General features: G+C 69.3%; 16 protein-coding genes and 1 pseudogene. 6 read left to right on the forward strand and 11 right to left on the reverse strand.

Annotated elements, in window-relative coordinates; translation table 11 throughout:
- The first annotated feature begins 2 nt into the window (after positions 1-2).
- Positions 3-779, forward strand: a complete 777-nt coding sequence (locus VT85_RS28330) for a CvpA family protein (RefSeq protein WP_068413322.1) — start codon at positions 3-5, stop codon at positions 777-779.
- 22 nt (positions 780-801) lie between these two features.
- Here VT85_RS28330 and VT85_RS08530 read toward each other — a convergent pair whose 3' ends face one another.
- Entirely contained in the window at positions 802-1,362 is a 561-nt protein-coding gene (locus tag VT85_RS08530) for a hypothetical protein (protein WP_068413326.1), read from the reverse strand.
- A 238-nt stretch (positions 1,363-1,600) separates the two neighbouring features.
- On the opposite strand from VT85_RS08530, the gene VT85_RS08535 reads away from it, so the two are divergent.
- Positions 1,601-3,133 carry a DUF1570 domain-containing protein gene (locus tag VT85_RS08535; protein WP_068413329.1) on the forward strand — a complete coding sequence of 511 codons (1,533 nt, stop codon included), beginning with the start codon at positions 1,601-1,603 and terminating at the stop codon, positions 3,131-3,133.
- Positions 3,134-3,205: 72 nt separating this feature from the next.
- Here the strand turns inward: VT85_RS08535 and rpsR are convergent, their stop codons facing one another.
- Positions 3,206-3,448 (reverse strand): 30S ribosomal protein S18, encoded by a 243-nt coding sequence (rpsR, locus tag VT85_RS08540; RefSeq protein ID WP_068413333.1) that lies wholly within the window; start codon positions 3,446-3,448, stop codon positions 3,206-3,208.
- An 822-nt stretch (positions 3,449-4,270) separates the two neighbouring features.
- Here rpsR and VT85_RS08545 point away from each other — a divergent pair.
- On the forward strand, positions 4,271-5,887 hold the full coding sequence (locus tag VT85_RS08545; protein ID WP_068413336.1) for a 2-isopropylmalate synthase: 1,617 nt from the start codon (positions 4,271-4,273) through the stop codon (positions 5,885-5,887).
- Positions 5,888-6,142: 255 nt separating this feature from the next.
- A complete protein-coding gene (locus VT85_RS08550; protein WP_197491176.1) occupies positions 6,143-7,282 on the forward strand; it encodes a S8 family serine peptidase in 1,140 nt (379 codons plus the stop codon).
- 620 nt (positions 7,283-7,902) lie between these two features.
- Here VT85_RS08550 and VT85_RS08555 read toward each other — a convergent pair.
- Together VT85_RS08555 and VT85_RS28335 are read right to left on the reverse strand one after the other, a co-directional pair.
- Positions 7,903-8,646: pseudogene (locus VT85_RS08555) on the reverse strand (M20/M25/M40 family metallo-hydrolase); the annotation flags it as partial.
- A 272-nt stretch (positions 8,647-8,918) separates the two neighbouring features.
- Positions 8,919-9,698, reverse strand: a complete 780-nt coding sequence (locus VT85_RS28335; RefSeq protein WP_068413343.1) for a hypothetical protein — start codon at positions 9,696-9,698, stop codon at positions 8,919-8,921.
- A 374-nt stretch (positions 9,699-10,072) separates the two neighbouring features.
- Between VT85_RS28335 and VT85_RS08565 the strand changes: the two genes are divergently transcribed.
- Positions 10,073-10,924: an Ig-like domain-containing protein gene (locus tag VT85_RS08565; protein ID WP_068413346.1), complete on the forward strand. Its 852-nt coding sequence runs from the start codon at positions 10,073-10,075 to the stop codon at positions 10,922-10,924.
- A 93-nt stretch (positions 10,925-11,017) separates the two neighbouring features.
- On the forward strand, positions 11,018-11,161 hold the full coding sequence (locus VT85_RS28340; protein WP_197491177.1) for a hypothetical protein: 144 nt from the start codon (positions 11,018-11,020) through the stop codon (positions 11,159-11,161).
- Between the two features lie 18 nt (positions 11,162-11,179).
- Here the strand turns inward: VT85_RS28340 and VT85_RS08570 are convergent, their stop codons facing one another.
- From VT85_RS08570 to VT85_RS08600, 7 genes are all read right to left on the reverse strand, one after another.
- On the reverse strand, positions 11,180-12,127 hold the full coding sequence (locus VT85_RS08570) for an SDR family oxidoreductase (protein ID WP_068413349.1): 948 nt from the start codon (positions 12,125-12,127) through the stop codon (positions 11,180-11,182).
- 61 nt (positions 12,128-12,188) lie between these two features.
- On the reverse strand, positions 12,189-13,511 hold the full coding sequence (locus VT85_RS08575) for a nucleotide sugar dehydrogenase (protein ID WP_068413352.1): 1,323 nt from the start codon (positions 13,509-13,511) through the stop codon (positions 12,189-12,191).
- Positions 13,512-14,134: 623 nt separating this feature from the next.
- Positions 14,135-14,980 carry a PEP-CTERM sorting domain-containing protein gene (locus VT85_RS08580; RefSeq protein WP_068413355.1) on the reverse strand — a complete coding sequence of 282 codons (846 nt, stop codon included), beginning with the start codon at positions 14,978-14,980 and terminating at the stop codon, positions 14,135-14,137.
- Positions 14,981-15,534: 554 nt separating this feature from the next.
- Entirely contained in the window at positions 15,535-16,377 is an 843-nt protein-coding gene (locus VT85_RS08585) for a PEP-CTERM sorting domain-containing protein (protein WP_068413358.1), read from the reverse strand.
- A gap of 195 nt (positions 16,378-16,572) precedes the next feature.
- A complete protein-coding gene (locus VT85_RS08590; RefSeq protein WP_197491178.1) occupies positions 16,573-20,769 on the reverse strand; it encodes a tetratricopeptide repeat protein in 4,197 nt (1,398 codons plus the stop codon).
- Positions 20,770-20,861: 92 nt separating this feature from the next.
- Positions 20,862-21,566: an exosortase-associated EpsI family protein gene (locus tag VT85_RS08595; protein ID WP_068413364.1), complete on the reverse strand. Its 705-nt coding sequence runs from the start codon at positions 21,564-21,566 to the stop codon at positions 20,862-20,864.
- 134 nt (positions 21,567-21,700) lie between these two features.
- The gene (locus tag VT85_RS08600; RefSeq protein ID WP_068413367.1) at positions 21,701-22,588 is read right to left on the reverse strand and encodes an exosortase/archaeosortase family protein; all 888 of its coding nucleotides are present in this window, start codon (positions 22,586-22,588) and stop codon (positions 21,701-21,703) included.
- Between the last annotated feature and the right edge of the window lie 488 nt (positions 22,589-23,076).

Below are 23,076 nucleotides of genomic sequence, written 5' to 3' on the forward strand. Positions count from 1 at the left end.
CCATGTCCGTGCCTCCAGCCCTGATCGACACGCTCCTCGTGGCCCTGATGCTCTTCATGACTTACGTCGTGTCGAGCGAGGGCGCCTGGGGCGCGGCCTTGATGTTCTTCAACGTCCTCTTCGGCGGCTTGATCGCCTTCAACTTCTTCGAGCCGCTCGCGAACCTCATCGACTCCACGGGGATCGGCTGGAGCTTCTCCGAGACCCTGGCGATGATGCTCATCTTCTGCGTCTCGGTGCTGCTCTTGCGGCTCGCGACCGAGACCCTCGCCCCGGTCATGGTGCGGTTCCCGAACCCGGTCTACCAGCTCACCCGGCTGGCGTTCTCGTTCGCGACCACGGTCGTCACCTTCGCGATCATCCTGGTCGCCTTCCACGCCGCCCCGGTCCACAAGAAGGTCTTCGGCTACATCGAATACAACACGAAGCCCCCCTTCGGCATGGGGATCGACCACGCCTGGCTCGGTTTCTTCCAGTACACCACCGGCGACATCTTCGCCACCTACGGATCGGGCGTGCGGGACCCGTACTCCACCTACGGCAAGACCGGCAACCAGGTCGTGCCGGTCCACCTGTTCGACCCCCGCGGCAAGTGGCTGCTCGACAAGCAGAAGGCCCGCCCCTACGGCGAAGGGGAGATCCTGGACGAAGGGGGCGGCGGCGAGGCCGCGGGGGGCCCCGAAGGGCCGGCGGGGGCGGGAGGAGGGCCCGGAGCCCCTCCGGGAGGCATGACCTCGCGACCGATCGGCGGCCCCGTGGCCCCGGCGCCGCCGAACTGATCCCGGAACGGCCCGGCGGATCTCAACCGCGGCCGGGTGCGAGGGGGGCGACCGCCGCGCCCCCGGCCTGGCCCGTCGAACGGACTTCCAGCAAGTCGATCCGGACCTGACTCCTCACCCCCGGCAGTTGCTGCACGCGATAGACGGCGGCCTTGCTGGTGGTGGTCTCGATCACGAACAACGGCGCCCAGCCGGCGCCCAGCGTCCCGAGCTGGCCGGTCGTCATCAGGAAGTGGGGCTTCGGCCCGTTGTCGACGTCGAGCGCGAAGTCGGCGACCAGATCGCGCTCGGCGAACGCCTCCATATGGCGGGTCCCCCCCGCCGTCTGGCGGTAGCTGGGGATCGTCGCCTTCAGCTTCCCGGCCGTGTAGTCGAGGTAATAGAGGGCGTCCTCGGGGACCTGGATCTTGTTCCCCTCGTCGTAGCGGATGGCGATGGGGCCGGTCGCGATGATCGACTCGCCCGAACGATCGCCGCCCCCCGCCCGGAGCGGTTGCGGGCGCCCCCCCGCGAGCAGGACGCCGAGGGCCAGGCCGACGACCAGCCCAAGCGCGGTTCCGATCCGAGGTCGCGTCGCGTTCATGTCCGTCTCCTCCGTGTGGTAACGCCGAGAACGGCGGCGGGAATCCTCCCACCCCCCGCCAAGGCCCGCATTGTGCGAGCCTTCGCCCAGGCCGTCCAGCCCAACCCCCCGCCGGGCGTCTCGCGGGATTCGGGGCGAGTCCGGCTGCTCCCGGCCCGAATCATTCCCAGGTGGCCGCCCGCCCCGATCCAAACGCCCTTTCCGAGGGCCCGGCCCGCCAAAGGAGACCCGCGCCGCCATGTTCCCAACGCTCCTCGCCGCGCTGGCCTTGACGCTCCAGGTCCCTCCGCCGACGACCGGCGTCGAGCGGGCGCAGGAGCTGGAAGCGGACGCGCGCGCGATCCTCGCTCGCGAGTCGGAAGCCCTCCAATCGCTCGCCGATCGCCTGACGAAGCAGGGCGAGACGAAAGGCGCCGCCGAGGTCCGCAAGCTGTCGCCCCCGACGCCCGAGGGGCCGGCGACGCGGCTCGTCCCGCTCCCCGACGTGGTCGAGCCCCGGAGCGGCCTGGCGAGCGTCGCGGCGTCCGGGACCGACTGGGGCCAGGATCTGGAAGCGATCCGCAAGACCGCCGGGGAGTCTTTCTTCGAGCTGGCGACGAAGGCCGCGTCCGCGGAGCCCTCTCACATGGCCCGCGCCGGGATCGCCCTCCGCGAGACCCTGGCCCGGCTCCCCGACCACGCCGAGGCCCGCCGGCTGCTCGGCTACGTCCCCCACGACGGAGGCTGGGCGAAACCGTTCGCCGTCCGCCAGCTCAAGGACGGCAACGTGGCGCACCCCACCTACGGCTGGGTCCCCGAGGACTGGGTCGTCCACCTGGAACTGGGCGAACTCCCCGCGCCGGCCGTCCGTGGGAAGCCCACGACCTGGCTCCCCGCCGCCGAGGCCGACCGCCTGCGCTCGACCTGGCGGACCCCCTGGCAGATCAACACCGAGCATTTCGAGATCCGGGCCGACGTGCCGCTCGCCGAGGCGATCCAGTTCGGCCGTCGTCTGGAAGCGTTCCACGACCTGTTCTTCGCCCTGATGGCCGACGTCGTCGGCGACGAATTGCCGCTGGCCCGGCGGTTCAAGTCGCCGTCGCTGGCGCCAGACGCGAGCTACCGCCCCCATCAGGTCGTCTATTATGCCGACCGCGACGAGTATCACGAACGGATGCGGCCCGTCGCCGGCGAGCAGGTCGCATCCGAGAGCCTCGGCTACTACGATCCTCGCGGGCCGGGACGAGGCAGCCGCCGACCGGCCTACTTCTTCCGGGACGTGGACGGCCAGCTCCCCGTCGAGGCGACCCTCTACCACGAGGTCTCGCACCAGCTCCTGTTCGAGTCGGCCGGGCCGAACGCCTACCTGAACAACTCGGGGGACTACTGGGTCTTCGAGGGCCTGGGGACCTACTTCGAGACCGTCACGCCCACCAAGGACGGCGCGCTGGAGGTCGGCGGGCTGGTCGGCCCGAGGCTGGAAGCGGCCCTGCATTCGCTGGGCGCGCGGAAGTTCCAGCGGCTCGGCGACTTCCTCCGCCAGGACCAGGCGGCGTTCAATCGCGACGAGCGCATCTACGTCAACTATCAGCAGGCGATGGCGCTGACGCTCTTCCTGATGCAGGCCGAGCGGGGCGCGTACCGCGAGCCGTTCCTGGACTATGTCCGGGATGCGTATCGCGGGCGCATCAAGCGGGGTTCGGGGCGATCGCTGGAGGACCGCCTCGGCACACCCGTCGACGAGATCGAACGCCGGTTCAGGGCGTTCTACGCCCCAGCCGCCGGGGGCTGAGGCAGGGGCCGAACGCGGCGGGCGGGCCGGCTTCCCCGGTCCCCGCCCCGGCTCGGCTGGGTTGGGCCAGGCTCACTCGCCGACGTACGGCAGGAGGGCCATGAAGCGGGCCCGCTTGACGGCGGCGCTGGACGCCCGCTGGAAGGCGGCGCAATTGCCGCTCCGCTTGCGGGAGAACATCTTGCTCTGGTTGGTGCACAGCTTCTTCAGGAGGCCGATGTCCTTGTAGTCGACATAGGCCGGGCGGGGGCAGCCCTCGCGGGTGCAGAACCGGCAGCGATTCTTGCGGTTGCGTCCGAACTTCTTACGGGGCATAAACCTTCTGTCCTCAGCCGCTTACGTAAAAAAGGTTGCACGAGCCGCGCCGGGCGCGGCCCCGCCGGGTGGTACTTCGCCGACCTTGTGGCAAGCTGACAGCTTAAGGCCCCTCGCCGGCGGCGTCAAGCCGGCAGGGCTTCCCTGGCCGCGAAGATCGTCCGGCGCGGCGCGGCGCGCGATGTGGTTCTCAGAGACTCCATCACATAACACCACCACCGCCTCAAGGGGATCGGGAGACGGCGATCGGGGTGCCACGGGTTCTCCGACCCCGTGGATCGGCGTCGAGCCGGTCCCGAGCCGTCGTCCCAATCCCCGGCCGGTCCACTGATTCGGAGAACCCGTGGCACCCGGAGATCTTCCGTCGGAACTCGGTGGAGTTGAGTGAGGAGTTCCGGTTCTCATCGATGAGAGGTTGACGATCGGTGGGCCGGGCGCTAGGATTGGCGTCGGATTCAGCGCAATGCCGTGAAGGCACCCGATCCCGGAGCCGCCCGAATGATCCCGTCGCTTGCCAGCCTCGACCTCCTCCTCCTGGGCCTTATCGGCCGTCAGGGTGGATCGTCTTAGGGCTGGCGAGCTTCTTCGATAAAGTCGAACAGCGAAGCCCCGAGACTCACCCTGACCGGTGGATCTCGGGGCTTCTTCGTTTCGTCGACCACGGCCCCGACGACCCCCGGCTGGGCGTCTCGCCTCCGCTTTCGCCTTTGCGGGCGGACCCGAACGCGGCGTACACTAAACGAGATGGCAGCGAAACGCACGGCGCGGTGGTCGCCCCCAGAGCGGCGACCACCGCGCCCGGAACAAGGAACGAGCCCAGCCATGACCTCCCCGCAATCGTCGGCCCCGTCCTCGTCATCGAGCCCCGCCCCCGGGGATGACCGCATCCGGATCTTCGACACGACGCTCCGCGACGGCGAGCAGTCGCCGGGCGCGAGCATGAACCTGGCCGAGAAGCTGGAGATCGCCCGGGCCCTCGCCGGGATGGGGGTCGACGTGATCGAGGCCGGGTTCCCGATCGCCTCGATCGGCGACTTCGAGGCCGTCCGCGCCATCGCCGCCGAGGTCGCCGGCTCGACCGTCTGCGGCCTGGCCCGCTGCAACGACCGCGACATCGACCGCGCCTGGGAGGCCGTCCAGTTCGCGCAGCAGCCCCGGATCCACGTCTTCCTGGCGACCTCGCCGATCCACCGCGAGCACAAGCTGCGGATGAGCCGCGAGCAGGTCGTCGAGCGGGCCGTCGCCGGCGTACGCCGGGCCGTCGCGCTCTCGCACGACGTCGAGTTCAGCCCCGAGGACGCCGGGCGGACCGAGCCCGAATTCCTCCGCGAAGTGATCGAGGCCGTGATCGAGGCCGGGGCGACGACCGTGAACATCCCGGACACCGTCGGCTACCTGATGCCCGCCCAGTACGCGGCCATGATCCGCGACCTGATCGCCAACGTCCCCAACATCGGCCGGGCCGTCGTCAGCACCCATTGCCACGACGACCTGGGCATGGCCGTCGCCAACAGCCTGGCCGGCGTCGAGGCCGGGGCCCGGCAGGTCGAATGCACCATCAACGGCATCGGCGAACGTGCCGGGAACGCCGCCCTGGAAGAGATCGTCATGGCGATCAAGACCCGCCACGACTACTTCGGCGTCGACACCAGCATCAAGACCGAGCGGCTCTACCCGGTCAGCCGGATGCTCTCGACGATCACCGGCCTGGCAGTCCAGCGCAACAAGGCGATCGTCGGCCGCAACGCCTTCGCCCACGAGTCGGGCATCCACCAGGACGGGATGCTCAAGGAACGCTCGACCTACGAGATCATGCGCCCGCAGGACGTGGGGGTCCCCCGCACCGACCTGGTCCTGGGCAAGCACTCGGGCCGCCACGCCCTCCGCGACCGGATCGTCGAGATGGGCTACACCCTGAGCGACGAGCAGGTCCAGACCGTTTTCGACGACTTCAAGGCCCTGGCCGACAAGAAGAAGGAAATCTACGACGAGGACCTGGCCGTGCTGGTCGAGAAGCACCTGGGCGACGTCCCCGCCTCGTGGCAGCTCGTGAGCCTGCACACCACGGCCGGGACCAGCGTCCTGCCCACGGCCACCGTCTCGATCAGGCGGCCCGACGGCGAGATCGTCCAGGACGCGGCCATCGGCGACGGGCCCGTCGACGCCATCTTCAAGGCCTTCGAACGCGTCACCGGCGTCCACGCCAACCTCCACGAGTTCGTCGTCCGGAGCGTCAGCCAGGGCAAGGACGCCCAGGGCGAGGTGACCCTGGAGCTGGAAGTCGAGAGCGACGCCACCAGCTTCCGAGGCCGCGCCGCCTCCACCGACATCATCGAGGCCTCCGCCCTGGCCTACCTCAACGCCGTCAACGCCATCACCGCCCGCAAGGACCGCGGCCAGGTCCGCGAAGTCGTCGGCCGTCCCGGCGCGGGGCTGTAACGCCTCATCGCCGCCCCGGCCGTTCCCAGCGGCCGGGGCGATCCGTCTCACATCGACCGTACGCGGGGCGGCCTGGGCTATTGTCGCGACCTTCTGAAGTCGAACGCTGGGAGTTCGCCCATCCCGAGGTGCGAGTTACGTACCGGAGCCCCAGTCGACCGCTCGATGAAGCCAGGACCGTCGGAAACGACGCTGACTTCGTTGTCCGCTCCAAGCCAAGGTCTGGTTAGGGCGGCTGGTCCAGGAGGCAGGGCGATGGCGACGCAGCTCCGAAGCAGTGGAAGGCGAAGGTTGCAGCTTGGGTCGACCTCGGCGCTTACTGCATCCATATGTGCGTCAGTGTTGCTGGTCGCCATCTCTGGGAGAGCCGGCGATGGGCCGACCAGCTCCACGGCCCATCCGAACGACCCGATGTTCTCCGAGCAGTGGTATCTGTATCCACCGGGCGATGAGCATGGCGCTCCGGGCAGCCTGAACGCCGTCGAAGCCTGGGGTCACATTAGGCCGGCCAAGCCGGTCGCCGTCGCGTTGCTCGACGGCGGCGTCAATTACAAGCACCCGGATCTCGCGGCGAACATCTGGAAAAATGAGCGCGAGAAGCCCAACGGCGAGGACGACGACGGCAACGGATACGTCGACGACCTCTGGGGCTGGGACTTCGCGTACGAGAAGAACGACCCGACGAGCCATCCGGTGCCGTCGATCCCCGATCAGCACGACCACGGCACCGCGCTTGCCGGCCTGATGGCCGCGGTGCCGGATAATGGGATCGGTATCGTCGGAGTCGGCCGGCACGTTCGGGTCATGAATCTGCGAGTCGCCGGCTCGCCCGAGTTCGAAGTTCGAGAACCTGTCGACCTGCAGACGGCGTTCGCACGGGCCGTTCGGTATGCCGTACGCAACGGGGCCAGGGTCATCGCCTGCGCCTTCGGCCAATTCGAACGCCCCACACCAGATGTCGAAGCGGCGCTCAAAGAGGCCGAGAGGGCTGGCGTGCTGTTCCTGAAGTCGGCCGGGAACGCCGGCCGGAACATCGACGATATTCCCGACTATTCGTGGTTGGCGAGCTACTCCAACGTGTTATTCGTCGGAGGAACCACACGCGACGGTTCCCTCGCACCCATCCTCAATTTTGGCCGACGAGTAGGGGTCGTGGTGCCGAGTTCCGAGTTGGTCTATCCGTCGTTCGACGGTTACGCCAAGTTCGAAGGGCCGCGATCGAGCTTTTCCGTGGCCATAGTCGCCGGGGTAGCTGCCACATTGCTGTCCCAGGAACCTGGCCTGACCCCACCGCAAGTCATTGCGCGACTGAAAGAAGCCTCGGTGGTCGAGCCGGGTATGGAAGCCAAGATCGGCGGAGGCCGCTTAGATATGGCCAAGCTCTTCAGGCCGTAACCTCATGTCGGACGGTTTTGTCGGAGCTTGTTATCAAAAAAACGACTCGCCGCGCATTGAGTATCATATCAAGATCAGCAGATGGGTCCTCTCGATCCACAAGCGGCATTCGATGGCGGTGAAGCCGAGGAAATCGGCGAGTGAAGCCTCGGGATCACCTTCTGCTTCATGCCAACGATCGACATCGCCTGCGAGACCTTCCCCAATGAATCTCGATTGAGCGTCGGACGTGGATCCTCCCCCCGCGCGCGGCCAACGACCCCGATCATGCGGGCGGCGAGAGAATCCGTTGGATGAAGTATCTCGCACGGTACGGTCGGCCCCCCAACGTCCGCCCGCATCACCTTCAGCGGACGAAGTGCTCTGCCGAAAACAGCCAGGAATGGCCTCGGCGAGTCGAGCTGTCGACGGGGAAAGCCTCCTCGTGGACCGGCCGGGCCACGGGTCGGGGGAGCGGAGCGACGCCAGGCGTTTTCGACAGGGTACGAATGAGGCGGAATGTGGATGCGTCAAGCGTCCGATTTGAGGGTCGGCCACGCGAGTGAGTTGCGTCCCCGGCTCCAGCCGGCTGGGGCGTCGGCTGGAGTTCAAGGCAGCCACAGCGCAGGTCTCGAAGCGCCTCATTGGCCTCCGACGGCCGCGGCGCGGGCTTCGGCGCGGGCGAGGGTCGGGGCGGGCTTGCGGGGGAGCTTCTCGTCGAGCATGGCAGTGTTGTACACGAACGCGGCCATGATGATCGAAGCCTGCTTGAGGTCGTCGGCCTGGGCGCGGTCGTAAAGGTCCATGTTCGAGTGGTGGGTCCGGGTGTCGTACTCGATCTCGTCCTGGATGAACTGGAAGCCGGGCAGGCCGACGGCGTCGAACGGCAGGTGGTCGGTGCCGCCGGTGTTGGCGATCGAGAGCGTCTGGGCCCCCATATCCCGGAACGGCTGGAGCCACTTGCGGAAGATCGGCCGGACGGCCTCGTTCCCCTGCAAATGGACGCCCCGGATCCTGCCGGTGCCGTTGTCGAGGTTGAAATAGCCGGAGAACTTCTCGTACTCGGGCTTGGTCTCCTCGGTCGCCTCGCCTTCGTCGGCACTCTCGGCGTCGGGTCCCCGGCGCTCGGGGCGTCTGCGGAAATGCTCGTCGACGTAGGCCTTGGAGCCGAAGATCCCCTGTTCCTCGCCGGTCCAGAGGGCGAGTCGGATCGTCCGGCGTGGCTTGAGGTCGAGGGCCTTGAGGATGCGGACGGCCTCCATCGCGACGGCGCAACCGGCGGCGTTGTCCGTCGCGCCGGTGCCGCCGTGCCAGGAGTCGAGGTGGCCGCCGAGCATGACGATCTCGTCCTTCAGGTCGGTCCCTGGGATCTCGGCGACGGTGTTGTATGCGTTGAGATCCTGGTCGTGGAACTCGACGGCGAGGTCGACGGTCATTTTGAGCGTCTCGCCCTGGGCGAGCATGCGGACGAGCCGGTTGTAATGTTCCTTGGCCATGACGAGTTGGGGGATGGCCGGGGGGGCGTCCTTTTCCCAGACCGAGACCCGCGGGGCAGTGGGGGCGGCTCCTTCGCCGCGAGGCTCGCCCGGAGGAGGGCCGGGGAGGCTCGCCGACTGGACGAACAGCGTGCCGCCGTCGCCGTTGCGGCTGGGGTCGATCAGCAGCGCGGGAGCCTCCTCGGCGAGGAACCTCTGCTTCTTCGCCGCCAGTTCCATCTGGGCCCGCATGTCGGGCGGAAACACGCGCGCGGGGGGAGTCGGCGGGGGCTGGCCGTTGGCGGGGGCGGCGGTCGGCGGGGCGGGGGGCGAGGCCGCCGGCCGGAGCCGGGCTCGGCCGCGTCGGCCAGGTCGAGCAGCTCCTTGTCGGTCTTGCGGGAGGCGAGGGGCTCGAACCGGGCGGGGACGTCGGGCGTCGGGCCGGTCAGGACGATGGCCCCCTTGAGCTTCCCTTTGTAGCGTTCGAAGTCGGCCTCGGTCTTGACGTCGAGGTAGACGACCTCGGCCGTCAGCATGCCGTCGAGCGAGGGGGACCACGCCTTCGGGACCGCGATCAGGGGGATGCACTGGGGCTCGACGACCTGCGCCGAGAACCGCTTGAGGGTCCAGCCGCGTCCGAACGGCCCCCAGGATTCCAGGTGGGCGTTCTCCAGGCCCCACTTCGTCAGGGCGTCCCGGGTCCACTCGTTGGCCCGCTTCAGGGCCGGCGATCCGGTCAACCTGGGGCCGATGACGTCGGTCAGCGTGCCCAGGGTCGCCATGACCTGCGATCGCTTCTCGCCTTCCTCCCTGATCCGGTCGACCGGTTCGGCCGGCGGCTTGGGGGCCTCGGACTCGGCGGGGGGAGGGGTCGAGGTGGGAGCCTGGGCCGAGGAGCGCGGGAGGGTCCCGAGCAGGCCCGCGACGGCGATCGTCAGGGCGGTTCCGCGGAAGCGAATCATGGGCGTCCTCCGGGGGGTCGATCCGAGGGGGCGGAATTGACAAAGGGGTCGGGTCGGGGCGAGCGGGAGAGAGGGGCTGTGCCGGGCTTCGCGATTCGCGAAGCCTATCACAGCGGCCCGCCTCGGGCGATTCCCAGGGCCAGGACGGCCCGCATTCTCGAAGGCGCTCTTGGCGGGATCGCGGGCTTCTGGTAGAGATCCGCGTGCCCCGGAGCCCGATCGGGACGCCGGGGCGACATCTCTCGAGGATCGCAGGAAATCCCGGGCGAGGGGCCGGACGTCACGTCTTCCCGGCGGCTCTCACGCCCTCGTCGGCTCGCGTGCTCGGACCTCCCGATCGCGCGTCGCGACGTATCGCGAAGGAGACTGGTGCGATGGACCGCCGCCGTTACATTCCCGGGCCGGAAGGCATGGAGAGCCGGATGATGCTCTCCACGGCGACCGCCGCCACCGCCGTCTCGACCGCCGCCGCCTCCTCGAACGTGCCGTACACGATCCAGCAGAAGCTCACGCGGATCGACCGAATCCCGATCAACATGCGAGCCACGGAGCCCAACCGGGTCTTGCCGGAGTCGCTGATCAGCGGGATCCAGGAGGGCATGCGTCAGTCGATCAGCACGATGCACGGGGCCACGCCGAGCTCGGTCGAGACGTTCAACGACGTCCTCCGAGACGTGGTCAGCCGGCCGTCGCTGCGGGCCCAGGACGCCCGGGCGCTGAACAACGCCTTCTCGCAGGTCCTCGTCTCGGCGGGGGCGTCGACCGAGGTGGTCGACCAGATCGCCACCAACCTCGGGACCCTGGCGACGTCCGTCAACACGGCTCAGGGCTTGCCGGTCTTCCTCACGACCAACGACTACGCCCTGGTGTTGCAGATGACCCTGATCGTCGGCAAGCCGATGCCGGCGCCGAACGCGCCGACGATTTCGCGGGATTCCGGGACCCAGGCCGACCCCCGGACGAACATCTCGCGGGTGGCCCAGCCGACCTTCGTCGGCTCCTACGAGGCCCGCGCCCAGTTGCAGATCTTCGACGACGCCACCGGCGAGGTCTACGGCGAAGCCCAGTCGGAAGCCAACGGTCGGTACTCGATCGCGTTCAACCGTCCGCTGGCCGAGGGGACCTACCGCCTCCGCATCCGGGCCCTCGACGAGATGGGCCACGTCGGCCAGTCCAGCGGGATCTTCAACCTCAAGATCACCACGCCCCGCAGCCCGCGCGCCTGACTCGGCTTGCGTGCGGGGGCCGCGGGTGGCATAATCGCCGTTCTTCGAAACGGGTTCGAATTCGAGGTTCCGGGAAGAAACGAGCAGATCGTCATGAAGTCCAAGACGAAGCATCGCAAGGGGAGCAAGTGGCGGAAGCGGGCCAACTCCTCGCCGATCGCCAAGGGGCGGCGCCCCAAGTACAACGGCATCCGCAGCCCCCGCAAGCGAAAGCACCTGGGCGGCAAGGGCCTCTGATCCAGGCCCGGCCGTCGGTCAGGCCTCGACGAACGAGGCCACCGTGCGACGCAGGCCCTCGGCGAAGTCGATCGAGGGCTTGTATCCCAGCTCCCCCTCGATCCGCTTCAAACAGGCGAGCGAGTCGCGCACGTCCCCCGCGCGCGGGGGGAGCAGTTCGGGCGTCAGGTCCGTCCCCAGGACCGAGTTCAGCGCCGCGATCAGGTCGAGCAGGCTGATCCGCCGGCCGCCGCCGACGTTGAACACGCGGCCCTGGAGCGGCTTCTCCCGCTTCATGGCCAGCAGGTTCGCCCGGACGACGTCCGCGACGTAGGTGAAATCCCGCGTCTGGAGGCCGTCGCCGTAGATCTTCGGGCGCTCGCCGCGCGACATCGCCTTGATGAACAGCGAGATGACGCCCGAGTACGGGCTCGACGGGTCCTGCCTGGGCCCGAAGACGTTGAAGTACCGCAGGCTCACACCATCGAGCCCCATCGTCCGCGCGTAGACCCGGACGTAGTGCTCCCCCGCGAGCTTCCCGGCCGCATACGGGCTGAGCGGGTCCGGGAGCATCGTCTCGACCTTCGGCAGCGTCTCGGACTCGCCGTAGGCGCTGCTGGACGCCGCGAACATCACCCGACGCACGCCCGCCCGTCGCGCCGCTTCCAGCACGTTGATCGTCGCGGTCGGCCCGCTGGCGTGCGACAGCAGGGGCTCGGCCACCGACCGCGGCACGCTCGGGATCGCCGCCTCGTGGAAGACGTATTCGACCCCTTCCATCGCCCGTTCGCACGCCCCCAGATCCGTCGCGCCGGCCTTGATCCATTCGATCCGATCACGCACCGAATCCAGGTTCGAGGCCCGTCCCGTCGAGAGGTCGTCGAGCACGCGGACCCGACGGCCCTCCGCGAGGAGAGCCTCGACCAGGTGCGATCCGATGAACCCCGCGCCCCCGGTGACGAGAATCCGATCCGGTCGACTGCTCATGGAAGTCCTCGAAAGGGGATGAAATCCGCGACGATCGCCGTCCGATCCGGTCCGCCCGGCCTCAGGCCCGGAGGATCGTCGCCCGGCCGCTGGGGACGCCCCGGAGGGCGTCGCGGGTGTCGACGATCAGGCTGGCCTGCTCGACGATCCGCGGCCAATCGTAGGCCGAATGGTCGGTGGCGACCAGCAGGCAGTCCCGAGAACGGACGTAGTCGGGCGTCAGCTCCCGGCTGGACATCCGCAGGTTCGGGTAGTGCCGCATCGTCGGCAGGACCGGGATGTGGGGGTCATTATATTCGACGTCCGCCCCCTTGTTCAGGAGCAGTTCCATCAGCTCGAACCCCGGCGACTCGCGAGGGTCGTCGACGTCCTTCTTGTAGGCCATCCCCAGGATCGTCACCTTGCTCCCTCGCAACGGCTTGGAGCGGTCGTTGAGCGCGTCGGCGATCCGGCCGACGACGTAAGCGGGCATCGACGTGTTGATCTCGCCCGCCAGCTCGATGAACCGCGTCGACAGGCCGTGCTTCCGGGCCACCCACGACAGGTAGAACGGGTCGATCGGGATGCAGTGCCCCCCCAGGCCGGGGCCGGGGTAGAACGCCTGGAAGCCGAACGGCTTGGTCTTCGCCGCCGCGATGACCTCCCACACGTCGACCCCCATCCGGTCGTACAGCACCTTCAGCTCGTTGACCAGGGCGATGTTGACGGCGCGATAGGTGTTCTCCAGGATCTTGCACGCCTCGGCGATCTCCAACGTCGAGACCGGGACCACGCGGACCACGATCCGCGCGTAGAGCGCCGAGGCCGCCTCCCGGCTCGCCTCGTCGAACCCGCCGACCACCTTGGGGATCGTCGGCGCCGAGAAATCCGGATTGCCCGGGTCCTCACGCTCGGGGCTGTACGCGAGCAGGAAATCGACGCCCGGCTGGAGCCCCCCTTCGGTCAGGATCGGCAGCACCACGTCCCGGGTCGTGCCCGGATAGGTCGTGCTCTCCAGCACGATCAATTGCCCCGGCCGCAGCCGCGCGGCGATCGCGCGGGCGGACGCGACGACGTAGCTCAGGTCCGGGTCGCGGGACTCGCTGAGTGGCGTCGGGACGCAGATCAGCACGGCGTCGACCTCGTCCAGCCGCCCGAAGTCGGTCGTGGCGTCGAACCCCTTTTCTCGCATCCCTCGCACGACTTCGGAGTCGATGTGGCCGATGTAGCTGACGCCCTCGCGAAGCTTGGCGACCTTCACCGGATCGACGTCGAACCCCAGGACGGGGACGCCCTTCTCGATGAACGCCCGCGCCAGCGGCATTCCCACATATCCCAGCCCGATCACGCCCACCCGGACGTCGCCGGACCGAAATTTTTCCAGTACCGGCAGCTTCGTCGTCATCGCAGCCTCGCTTCCGATTACGTGACCCGCCCCCCCACTCGAGGATGTAGGCCGGGAAATACGCGGCATTTTCCGATCGTCGGCCGGAACCTGAGGGATTCGCAAAACCTCGATCTCAGTTCCCTCGGCGCTAAAGCGGTCGCTTCGCTCCCCTGGGCGGGAGTGGCCGTCATTTCGCCCTTCGCAGCCGACATTCATGATGCAACAGCAGACGGCCCGCGCCCAGAACTCCGCACGAAATCAACCACTTTCCCACACCGCGTCGACGGCGGGCCTCATCGCCCGGCGTCGTCGCAACCGCCGCCGCCCCGGATACCCCCGGCGCGGGAGGAATGTATCGCCAGGACGGTCCGGCGAAGGCGGGGCCGCCCGCGCACGGGTCGAAGGCCTTCCGGTGAGGGTTCGACGGCGAGACTGACGCGACGAGACGTGGGACCATCGACTTCATGTGCCGCGACGGCCCGAGTCGGCGGTGGGAGAAGGCCTTCAGAGACGTCCAAACGTGTTGAGGTCGCCCCCCCTCGGCCTCGCGAGGGGACCGAGGGGGGCGTCGGTTTCGACAGCGGGGGCGAGCGCGTCCGGCCGTGGCCGTTCGGCCCGCCCCCACGGGGATCGCTTCTCGATCAGGCCGTCGGGGCGGGGGCCTGCCGACGGCGGAGGCCGTAGCCCATGAACGCCAGGGCGCCGAGCCCCGCGATCGCGAACGTCGAGGGCTCGGGGACCGCCGCCACGTTGGAGCCGGGGACCGCGAACGCCTGGTCCTGGTTCTTGAAACCGGCCGTGGAGCCGTTGGCCTGGATGCTGTAATCGATGAACCCGACCAAGGTGGACTGGCCGAGGGACGCGGCGACCAGGGCGGTGATGGCGTTCTTCACCAAGGTGTTGTTGGCGGTGCTGCCGCCGGTGATCGAGAACCCGGTGGCCCCATACTCGGCCACCGTGATGGCCCCCTGGAGGGCGGCCGTCCGCTGCTCGTCGTTCAGCCCGGCGAGGGCCGACCCCGTCCAGCCGAAGCCTCCTCCGACGAGGCCCGCGCTGTAGTTGGCCACGAGCCAGCCGACCCGGCCCAGGTCGCGGGTCCACTCCGGCGACTGGGCGTCGGGGAGAGCGGAGGCGCTCGTGTTGGAGACCGTGGCGTAATCGAACTTCGTGGGATTGCCGTTCATCTCTTGCCGCAGGTCGACGCAGAAGGTCCGGATCTCGCCGGAGTGGGCCCCAGTGGCGCCGTAGGCGGAGTTGTAGCCGTTCTGGCTCGAGTCCGAGATCTTGGAATAGTACGCGGCGAGGCCTGCCGAGCCGGTACGGCTGGCGCCGGGCTTCCCATTGACCCCGGACACCGAGATCGTATAGCTGGTGCTTTCAGCGCGCGTCGCCGCGACCTGGGCGGCGCGGGTGGTCGGGATCGTCGCCGCGATCAGGGAAAGGGCGAGCAGCGGCAGGGCGCTGGTTCGCAAGAATCGCATCGTCATCTGGAGTTCCTCTTCAGAATAGAGTTCATCGAAACGAGGGCAAAGGAAACGAGGCGGAACGGGACGAGGGTCCCGGGCCATGCTCACCTAACTTGCTTCGGGGACTGTCACCTCCTTTCGTGATGCATCGCCGGCGGGCCTCAACTCCCGACGCCTTCGGAGCCGCCGCCGCACCGAATCCCATCGGCTCGAAGGAACGAGCCGTCAGGCCAGTTCCGCGGGGGCGCGACGTAACGTCGATCAGGCCCGTAAATGGGTCGATGGCTTTCCGGCGGGGGTCCGCCCCGGATGCCCGGAGGGGCCGTTCCGTCTTCAGCGGCGAGTCCGTCGCGACATCGCGCGGAACCATCACCTTCTTGCGCCGCGGCAGCCCAGGTGGTCGGAAACCCGTCTCGTCGGTTTCCAGAGAAGGACGTCGGAGATATTCAGGTCTGCGGAAGTCGCCCCCCTCGGCCTCGCGAGGAGGACCGAGGGGCGGCGTTGGTTTTCAACAGCGGGGTCGAGCGCGTCCGGCCGTGGCCGTTCGGCCCGCCCCCACGGGGATCGCTTCTCGATCAGGCCGTCGGGGCGGGGGCCTGCCGACGGCGGAGGCCGTAGCCCATGAACGCCAGGGCGCCGAGCCCCGCGATCGCGAACGTCGAGGGTTCGGGGACCGCCGCCACGCTGGAGCCGGGGACCGCGAACGCCTGGTCCTGGTTCCTGAAACCGGCCGTGGAGCCGTTACCCTGCGGACGATAGTCGATGAACCCGGCCAACGCGGACTTCCCCTGGGCCGCGTCGAGCAGGGCGTTCACGGCAAGTTGCACGTGGAGGTTCTCAAGGCCGGTGCCCCCGCCGATCAAGAACGAGTTGACCCCGTAGCCGCCCGCCAGCACGGCCGCCTGGAGGGCGGCCGCCCGCTGGATTTCGCTCAGCGTGCCGAGGATCGTCCCCGTCCAGCCGGCCCCTCCGACGAGGCCCGCGCTGAAGTTGGCCAGGAGCCAGCCGACCTTCCCCATGTCGCGGTCGTACTCGGGCGTGAGGAAGCCGCCGTGGTCGTCGCCGAGCGCGGAGGCGCTCGTGTTGGAGACCGTGGCGTAATCGAACTTGGAGGTCAACGACTCCCGAATGTCGATATTGAAGGTCCGGAACTCGCCGGAGCCGGCCCCTGTGGCGCCGTAGGCGGAGTTGTAGCCGTTCTGGCTGGAGTCGGAGATCTTGGAATAATACTGGGCGAGATTCACACCCGTCGCGTTCTGGAGCACTTTCCCGTTGATCCCGAACAGCGAGATCTTGTAGCCGGTGTTCGAAGCCCGCGTCGCCGCGACCTGGGCGGCGCGGGTGGGCGGGCCCGTGGACGTGATCAGGGAGAGAGCGATCAGTGGCAGGAAGCCGATTCGCAAGGATCGCAAGATCATCTGAATTTCCTCTTGAGACAGGGTTTCCGTCGAAAGGAGGAGAGACGGGACGAGGGTCCCGCGCCATCTTCGCCGAGCTTCGTCAGAGGCCGTCACCTCCTTCCACGGCGCCTCGCCGATCGCTGCCGGCGTTCGAGGGAGCCCGCATCGCGAGTCATTCGCCCCGCCCGCGGCCGCGGGGGGCGCGGGTTCGAGTCATTTCAACCTGCGGGCGAGTTTCTCGTACTCCTCCCGCTCCGGGGGAGGAAGTGAATCGATCGCGACGCCGAGCCGCTCGACCTCCTCAAGTGCCTGGCGGGCCTCGTCGGGCTGCTCGGACATGAGCAGGGCCTCGGCGCGTCGGATGTGAAGTCCGGTCATCCGTGGGACCAGCGCGATCGCCTGGTCCAGGTCCTGGACCGCGGCGGCGGGCTCCTTGCGGCCGAGCCGGATCATCGCCCGGGTGTCGAGGAGCGAAGCGTCGGGCCCGACGACGGTCAGGGCGCGGTCGACCAGCCGCAGCGCCTCGTCCAGGTCCCGGGCCTGCGACCCGAGCAGCCACGCCAGGTCGTTCAGCGCTCCGGCGTCGTCGGGGAAGGTCGCCAGGATGCGGCCGTAGATCTTCTCCGCCTCGTCCCGGCGGCCTTGCGAGGATCTGAGCGACGCGAACTGGAGGAGGACCTCGGGGTCGTCGGGGGAGGCGGCGGCGGCCTGTTCGACCAGGGCGGCCAGCCGCGCCCGTTGCTCGGGCGTCGGGGCCTTCGAGGCCCCGAGGACGTTCATGACGGCGGGGGCCAGCACGTGCGGGCCAGCGGCGACGGCCCCTTCGCAGAGCGTGACGGCCTCGTCGATCCGGTCGTGTTGGGCCAGGAACCGGGCCAGGACGAGCCGACGAGCCGAGTCTTCAGGCGCCCTGGCCGCGAAGGCCCGGAACGCGCGCTCGGCGTCCGGGACGCGGCCGATGGACTCCAGCAGGAAGGCCAGGGCGCCGGCCTGGTCCGGGCGGTTCCGGACCTGGGCCTCGACCAGCGCGGGGATCTCGTCCTCACGCTTCTCGGCCCGGAGCAGCAGGCAGCGGGCCTCCAAGAGAGTCAGCTCGTCGGCGGGCGTCCGGGGGCGCGCCTTCGCCAGGACCGTCGCGGCGGCCGCCGGATCGCCCAGTTCGATGGAGCGGCGGGCGAAGGCGGCGATGTGGCCGTCCTCGGGGCCGGGCTCGGCCATCAACTCCGCCATCAGCGACCGCCAGCGATCGCGATCGCCGCGCCGGTCGTGGAGCTTCGCCAGCAGGAACCGGTCCTCGCGGCTGAGTCGGTGTTTCTCGTGCAGGGCATCCAGTTCGCGGACCCCTTCGTCGCGGCGATCGGGGTGCATGGTCAGCAGCACGGCCCGGGCTCGCTGGTCCTCGACGGCGAGAGGGTTCGCCTTGAGGTTCAGGTCGATCAGGGCGAGCGCCTCGTCGATCCGCCGAGGATCGCCGGGGGCGATCGCGAACAGGGCCGACGCCCGCCGCGCCCAGGCGACGGTCTCCGGCCCGGCGGCGGTCCGGGGGTCGAGCAGACGGTCGACGAGGGGCCGGGCGGCGTCCAGGTCGAAGACCTTGACGTGGAACTCGGCCGCCGACCGGATCGTCCCGACGTGATCGGGGTTCGCCTCCAGCGCCTTGCGGAAGAGCGAAGCCGCCTCGGCGTCGTCCCCGGCCACCGACTGGGCGATCGCCAGGGCGAGCGGGGCGGACTTCGGATCGATGACCTTCGCCGCCCGCGCCAGCAGAGACGGAACCTCGGCCCCCCGGCCCGAGTCGACCAGGTGCCGGACCCAGGCGAGCCAGATCATCCCTTCCGACGGCGCCAGCTCCAGCGCGCGGGCGAGCGGCTTCTCGGCCTCCCCCTGGCGGCCCGAGGCGTCAAGGACTCGAGCGAGGAAGAGCAGGTCCAGCACCTGCACGGACTGCTCCGAGACGACCTCGCGGGTCAAGACCACGGCCCGGGTGAAATCCCCGGTGCGGAGGGCGTTCCACGCCGCGGCGAGCCGGACCCCCTCGAACGACGAGTCGCGCCGGGCGAGGATCTGGGCGACGCGGTCCGATTCCTGAAAGCGGCCGAGTTCGGCGAGCAGCAGCACGGTCCGGCTCGCCAACTGGGACTGGGGGGCCCCGAGTTCGACGGCCTTCGCGTAGTCGCCGGCCGCGTCGTCGAGCCGCCCGTCAAGCTCGGCGAGGCGCCCCCGGAGCAGCGGCCCTCCCCACCAAGTCTTGCGACGATCGGACACGTCCCGTGCGAGCGCGTCGGCGGCCGTGAGGAGGGTCGCCCGCGTCTCGGCCGGCTCGTCCGCGAGGCGGAGCAGGATCGACGAGGCCTCGACGTATCGCCAGATGGCGCCCGGCTCCCCTTCCACCTCCTTGATCAGGGCGACGACCTCCCGACACCGGGCCTGGTCGCCCTTCGCCAGCGCCGCGTCGGCTCGCTTTCGGAGCACTCCCAGATCGCCGGGGAGGGTCTTGCCCAGCTCCTTCAGCAACTCGTCGGCCTTGTCGAACTCGCCGATCCGATGGTACGCCGACGCCAGGCGGTCGAGCAGGCCCGTCCGGTCCGCCTCCGTGGACGCGGCGAGTTCCCGGGCGCAGTCGTCCAGGACGCCTCGGGCCTCCTCGCGGGGAAGTGCGGTCGCCGCGTCGATCCTCGCACGTCGGACCTCCGCCCCGCCGCCCAGATCCTGCTCCGCCCGGTCCAGGATCGCCAGCGCCGAGGCGGGCCCCGGCGCAGGCCCTTCGCCCCGCAGCGCCAGCCCGGCCATCGCCAGGCGGTAGGGGAGCCGATCGGGACCGCGGCGAGCCTCGGCGTCCAGGAGCTTCCACGCTTCGTCTCCCCGGCCCCAGGCCGTGAGGAGGTCGGCCCGGAGCAGCGTGATCGCCTCGGGGTGGTCGGGCGTCGCGGCCTCGGCGGCCTTCAGGCGAGCCTCGACGGTCTCCCAGGAGCGCTCCGAGGAGGGCTTGACCGACTCCAGGAAGATCCTCAGCCGAACCTCGTCGAGCAGGGATTCGGGACGGTCGGCCTGAAGTCCCCGGTGGACCTGGAGCGCCTCGTCGATCTTCCCCGCGCGCTCCAGCGCGGCGGCCAACGTCAGGCGAGGGCCCATCCCTCCCGCGCCGCTCGCGGCGGCCCGCCTCAGCGCGACCAAGCTCTCCTGATCGGCCCCGAGCCGCGCGTGGCATTCGGCCAGCATCAGGTCGATGCGATCGCAGGCGATCGGGTCCTTCGCCAGCGCCGCCCGGGCGGCGTCGAGCGCCTCCACGGCTTCGCGCCAGCGCCCGCGTCGGTGCAAGGCCTGGGCCCGAAGGAATCGGACGTGGCCCTGCGACAATCCGACCGAGGCGAGCCGATCCACCAGCCCTTCCGCCCCGTCCTCCCCGTCGAGTTTGCCTTGAAGGATCAGGCTCTCGGCCAGCACGACCTGGATCTCGATGTCGTTCGGGATCGCCTTCAGCGCCTCCCGCAACAGGGGCTCGGCCTGTTGCGGCCGGCCCGCGGCCGATTCCAGACGGGCCCACAGCAGCGGGAACGACCGATCGGTCGGCGCGAGCCGGACGCCCTCCGCGAGGTGCCCGCGAGCGGCGTCGCCGTCGTTCGCGTCGAGCGCCGCGCGGGCCGCCACGAATCGCACGCCGGGATCGTCGGGCGCCAGCTCCAGCGCCTTCCGGGCGTCTTCCGGGTCGGCCTCGAGGCCGAAGTCGCGACGGTGGCGCCACCGCGCCGCCAGGGCCTCGGCCGGGCGCTCGGCGGCGGCGACCATCGCCTCGATCTCGTCATCGGCCGCCTTCGCCTTCTCGGGGTCCAGCCGCAGCATGCCGGCGAGCCGTTCCCGAACCGCGACCCGACCCGGAGCCCGCTCGATCGACCGACGATAGCAGCGCTCGGCCTCCGCGAGCTTCCCTTCGTCCTGGAAGCAACGCCCCAACCGCTCCTCCAACTCGGCGACCTCGGGACCACGGCTCGCGTCGCCCTCCAGGCGCTTGACGAGCGATTCGAGCCGACGCTTCGCGACGTCGATCCGCCCCACCTCCAGGGCCAGCTCCAACGACCGTCGCTCGACGGCCTCGTCTTCGCCGAGGACCCGGACGGCCTGCTCATAGATCGAGGCGACCGATCCCCGATCGGGCCCCGGGGGCGTCGCCCGGTCCGCCATCCGCGCGTAGCGGATCCAGGCCTCGCGGTCGCCGGGGGTCAGGGTCAAATAAATCTGGTACGACTCGGCCGCCTTTTTGAGGTCGCCTCCGGCCTCCAGGGCCTCGGCGCGTGCCAGGAGCAGGGGAGCCTGCCGGCGCTTGTTCCAGCGGTGGAGCCCCCAGACCCCGCCGACGGTCACGGCCCCGAGGACGATGAGCAGGACCAAATAGGTGTAGTTAATTCGTCTCATGAGTGGCGCACTCGTGCGAATAGCGATCGGGGTCGTTCGGTCGGGTACTTCACACATCAGGGCCGACGGTTCGCGCGACGGCTCGAAGACGATCAGGCGGCGACGTGCGTCTCGGCCGGGCGGTCCGCCGCCTGGGCGGCGGGGGCCGACGCCGGCGGAGAGAAGACGTCGCGGTCGAGGACGGGGAGCAGCACGTCGAGGAACTCAAGCGAGAAATCCCGCCCATCGGCAGGCTCCGGGTCCGACGCCTCTCGGACCACGTAGAGCTTGGAGAGGACCGGCGCGGCCGCGAACGTCCAGCGCGGCTCGTTCGGCGCCCGCCAGCCCTCGCCGTCGTTCCAGCTCCACAGGATTCGCAGCCGCGACGGGGGGGTTCCTCCCCGGGCGGCGGTCGCGGTGAAGAACGCGGCCGGCTCGGTCGGCTCGCTCCCAGGGATGGTGGCCGGCGCGGGGCGACTCACTTCATAGCCCCCGCCGGCGTAGCAGACCTCGGGGGTGTGCACGGCCACGTCCCCGGGGAGTCCGCAGATCAGGAGCATCGTGACGACCTCGCCGGTCGCTCCGTTCCGATACTGCCGCGACAGGCACCCGACCGCTCCGGCGAGGACTCGCTCCGCGTCGGAAAGGGGCCGTTCCTCCGCCGTCCAGTCGCCGATCCGGACGGGGAGCGCGTGAATCCGCTCCGCCCGTTCCGCGACGGCGTTCGAGGGTTTCCAGCGGCCCGTCCAGCCGCCGTGGACCATGCCGGCGCCGATCATGACGAGGGCGGCGGCGATGATGCGAGTCGCGTCCTTCACGTCTCATTCTCCGGTGTCGCGACCAGGCTCGACCTCGCAAAGCGGGGGGCGCGCTCGTCGCTCTCGATCGAATCGTGTCGTCGCATCCCTTCCCTTCCTCCCGGTCCCGAACGCCTCGCGAAGCTTCCCCGCCTTTACGCCGTCGCCGCCGTCGCCCGCGGACCGGTCCCTTCGTCGCAACGGACGATCCCCGCGGCCGGGGCGGCCTCCCTTTCCTCGATCAGCAGACCGGAGAGGATCCGGATTTCGATCCCGTACAGGATCAGGGCGAACGGGATCATCAGCCAGCCGGCCAGGTCGTGATAGAACGCGTCCGCCGCCCGACTCCCCAGCGTCTCGTAGAGCACCCCCGTCAAGGTGATCCTCGCGACGTTGGCGATCCAGGCCACCGGGATCGAGCTGAGGACCAACGTCGCGCGGTCCAGCAAGGGTCGCTCGACCACCAGGGCCACGGCCGTCGACAGGGCGATGAACGTCATCAACATGCTCAGCCCGCTGCAAGCCTCGGCCACGCCGATCCGCCCTCCGGCGAGCTGGATGATGTTCCCTTCGGACGTCACCGGAAAGCCCAGGCACTCCAGGCCGAAGACGCTGGCCCAGGTGGCCGAGGCCTGCAGCGGCGGCCCCAGCGCGTTCTCCAGACGCCACGGCAGCGGGATCATGAACGCCAGGAATGCGATCGACAGCCAGGCCCAGCTCAACGCCCGACGCCCCCCCCAGAGCACCGCGATCCCGGACAGGTAAGGGAACAGCGAGAACGCCTCGACGGCTTCCTGCCTGAAATACCCCCCCGCCGCCTGCACGACGGCCCCCGCGATGATCAGCGCCAGCCCCCAGGAGCTCGGCCGCCTGACCTCGTCGACGACCCGATCGCGGCGGACCCACAGCAAGGCCAGGGCGAACACGGGGACCAACTGGCCGTGGGCGTAGCGAGGATCGCGCGACCAGCGGTCCCAAAGCCCCTGGAGGACCGGCCAAAGGCTCCAAAAGAGGACCGCCGCCAACCCAAGGATCGAGATCAAATCCGATCGAATCTTTAAAACTCGATTTCGACGACTCATGACCCCGCCCTCAATCCTAGCTTCCGGTTCGAGCCCGCCGGCCTCGGCCCTCGCCGGTCGACGAGGCGGTGCCCCGAAATCGAATATTCGCCGGGAACTGATCGATACGTGCCTCGATCACCGTCCTTACGAGGCATCGAGCAGGGGACCAATCAATCAATTCATCCTTTTACGCCCTAGAGTAACCAATCTCGACCTCATTATGCCAGCGAGAAAACCCGAAACCCAACCACACCGACCCACTTCGCGATCAATCCAGCTTTAATTGCGGTCGCCGAAAACCGCGATTTCATCGCCTTTTTGTTCCTACATCCTCCCTGGACGTCGATCCAAGACCCGCGAGCAACGGCCTGAAACCATGGACACAAAGCACTTTACATCCGCATTCCGGCCTTTCCGGCCGCTCGTCGCCGAAGGCGACCCGGTCGGCTTTAACCGCCTGCCGCCGC

It is taken from the genome of Planctomyces sp. SH-PL62 (assembly GCF_001610895.1).
Lineage (GTDB): Bacteria > Planctomycetota > Planctomycetia > Isosphaerales > Isosphaeraceae > Paludisphaera.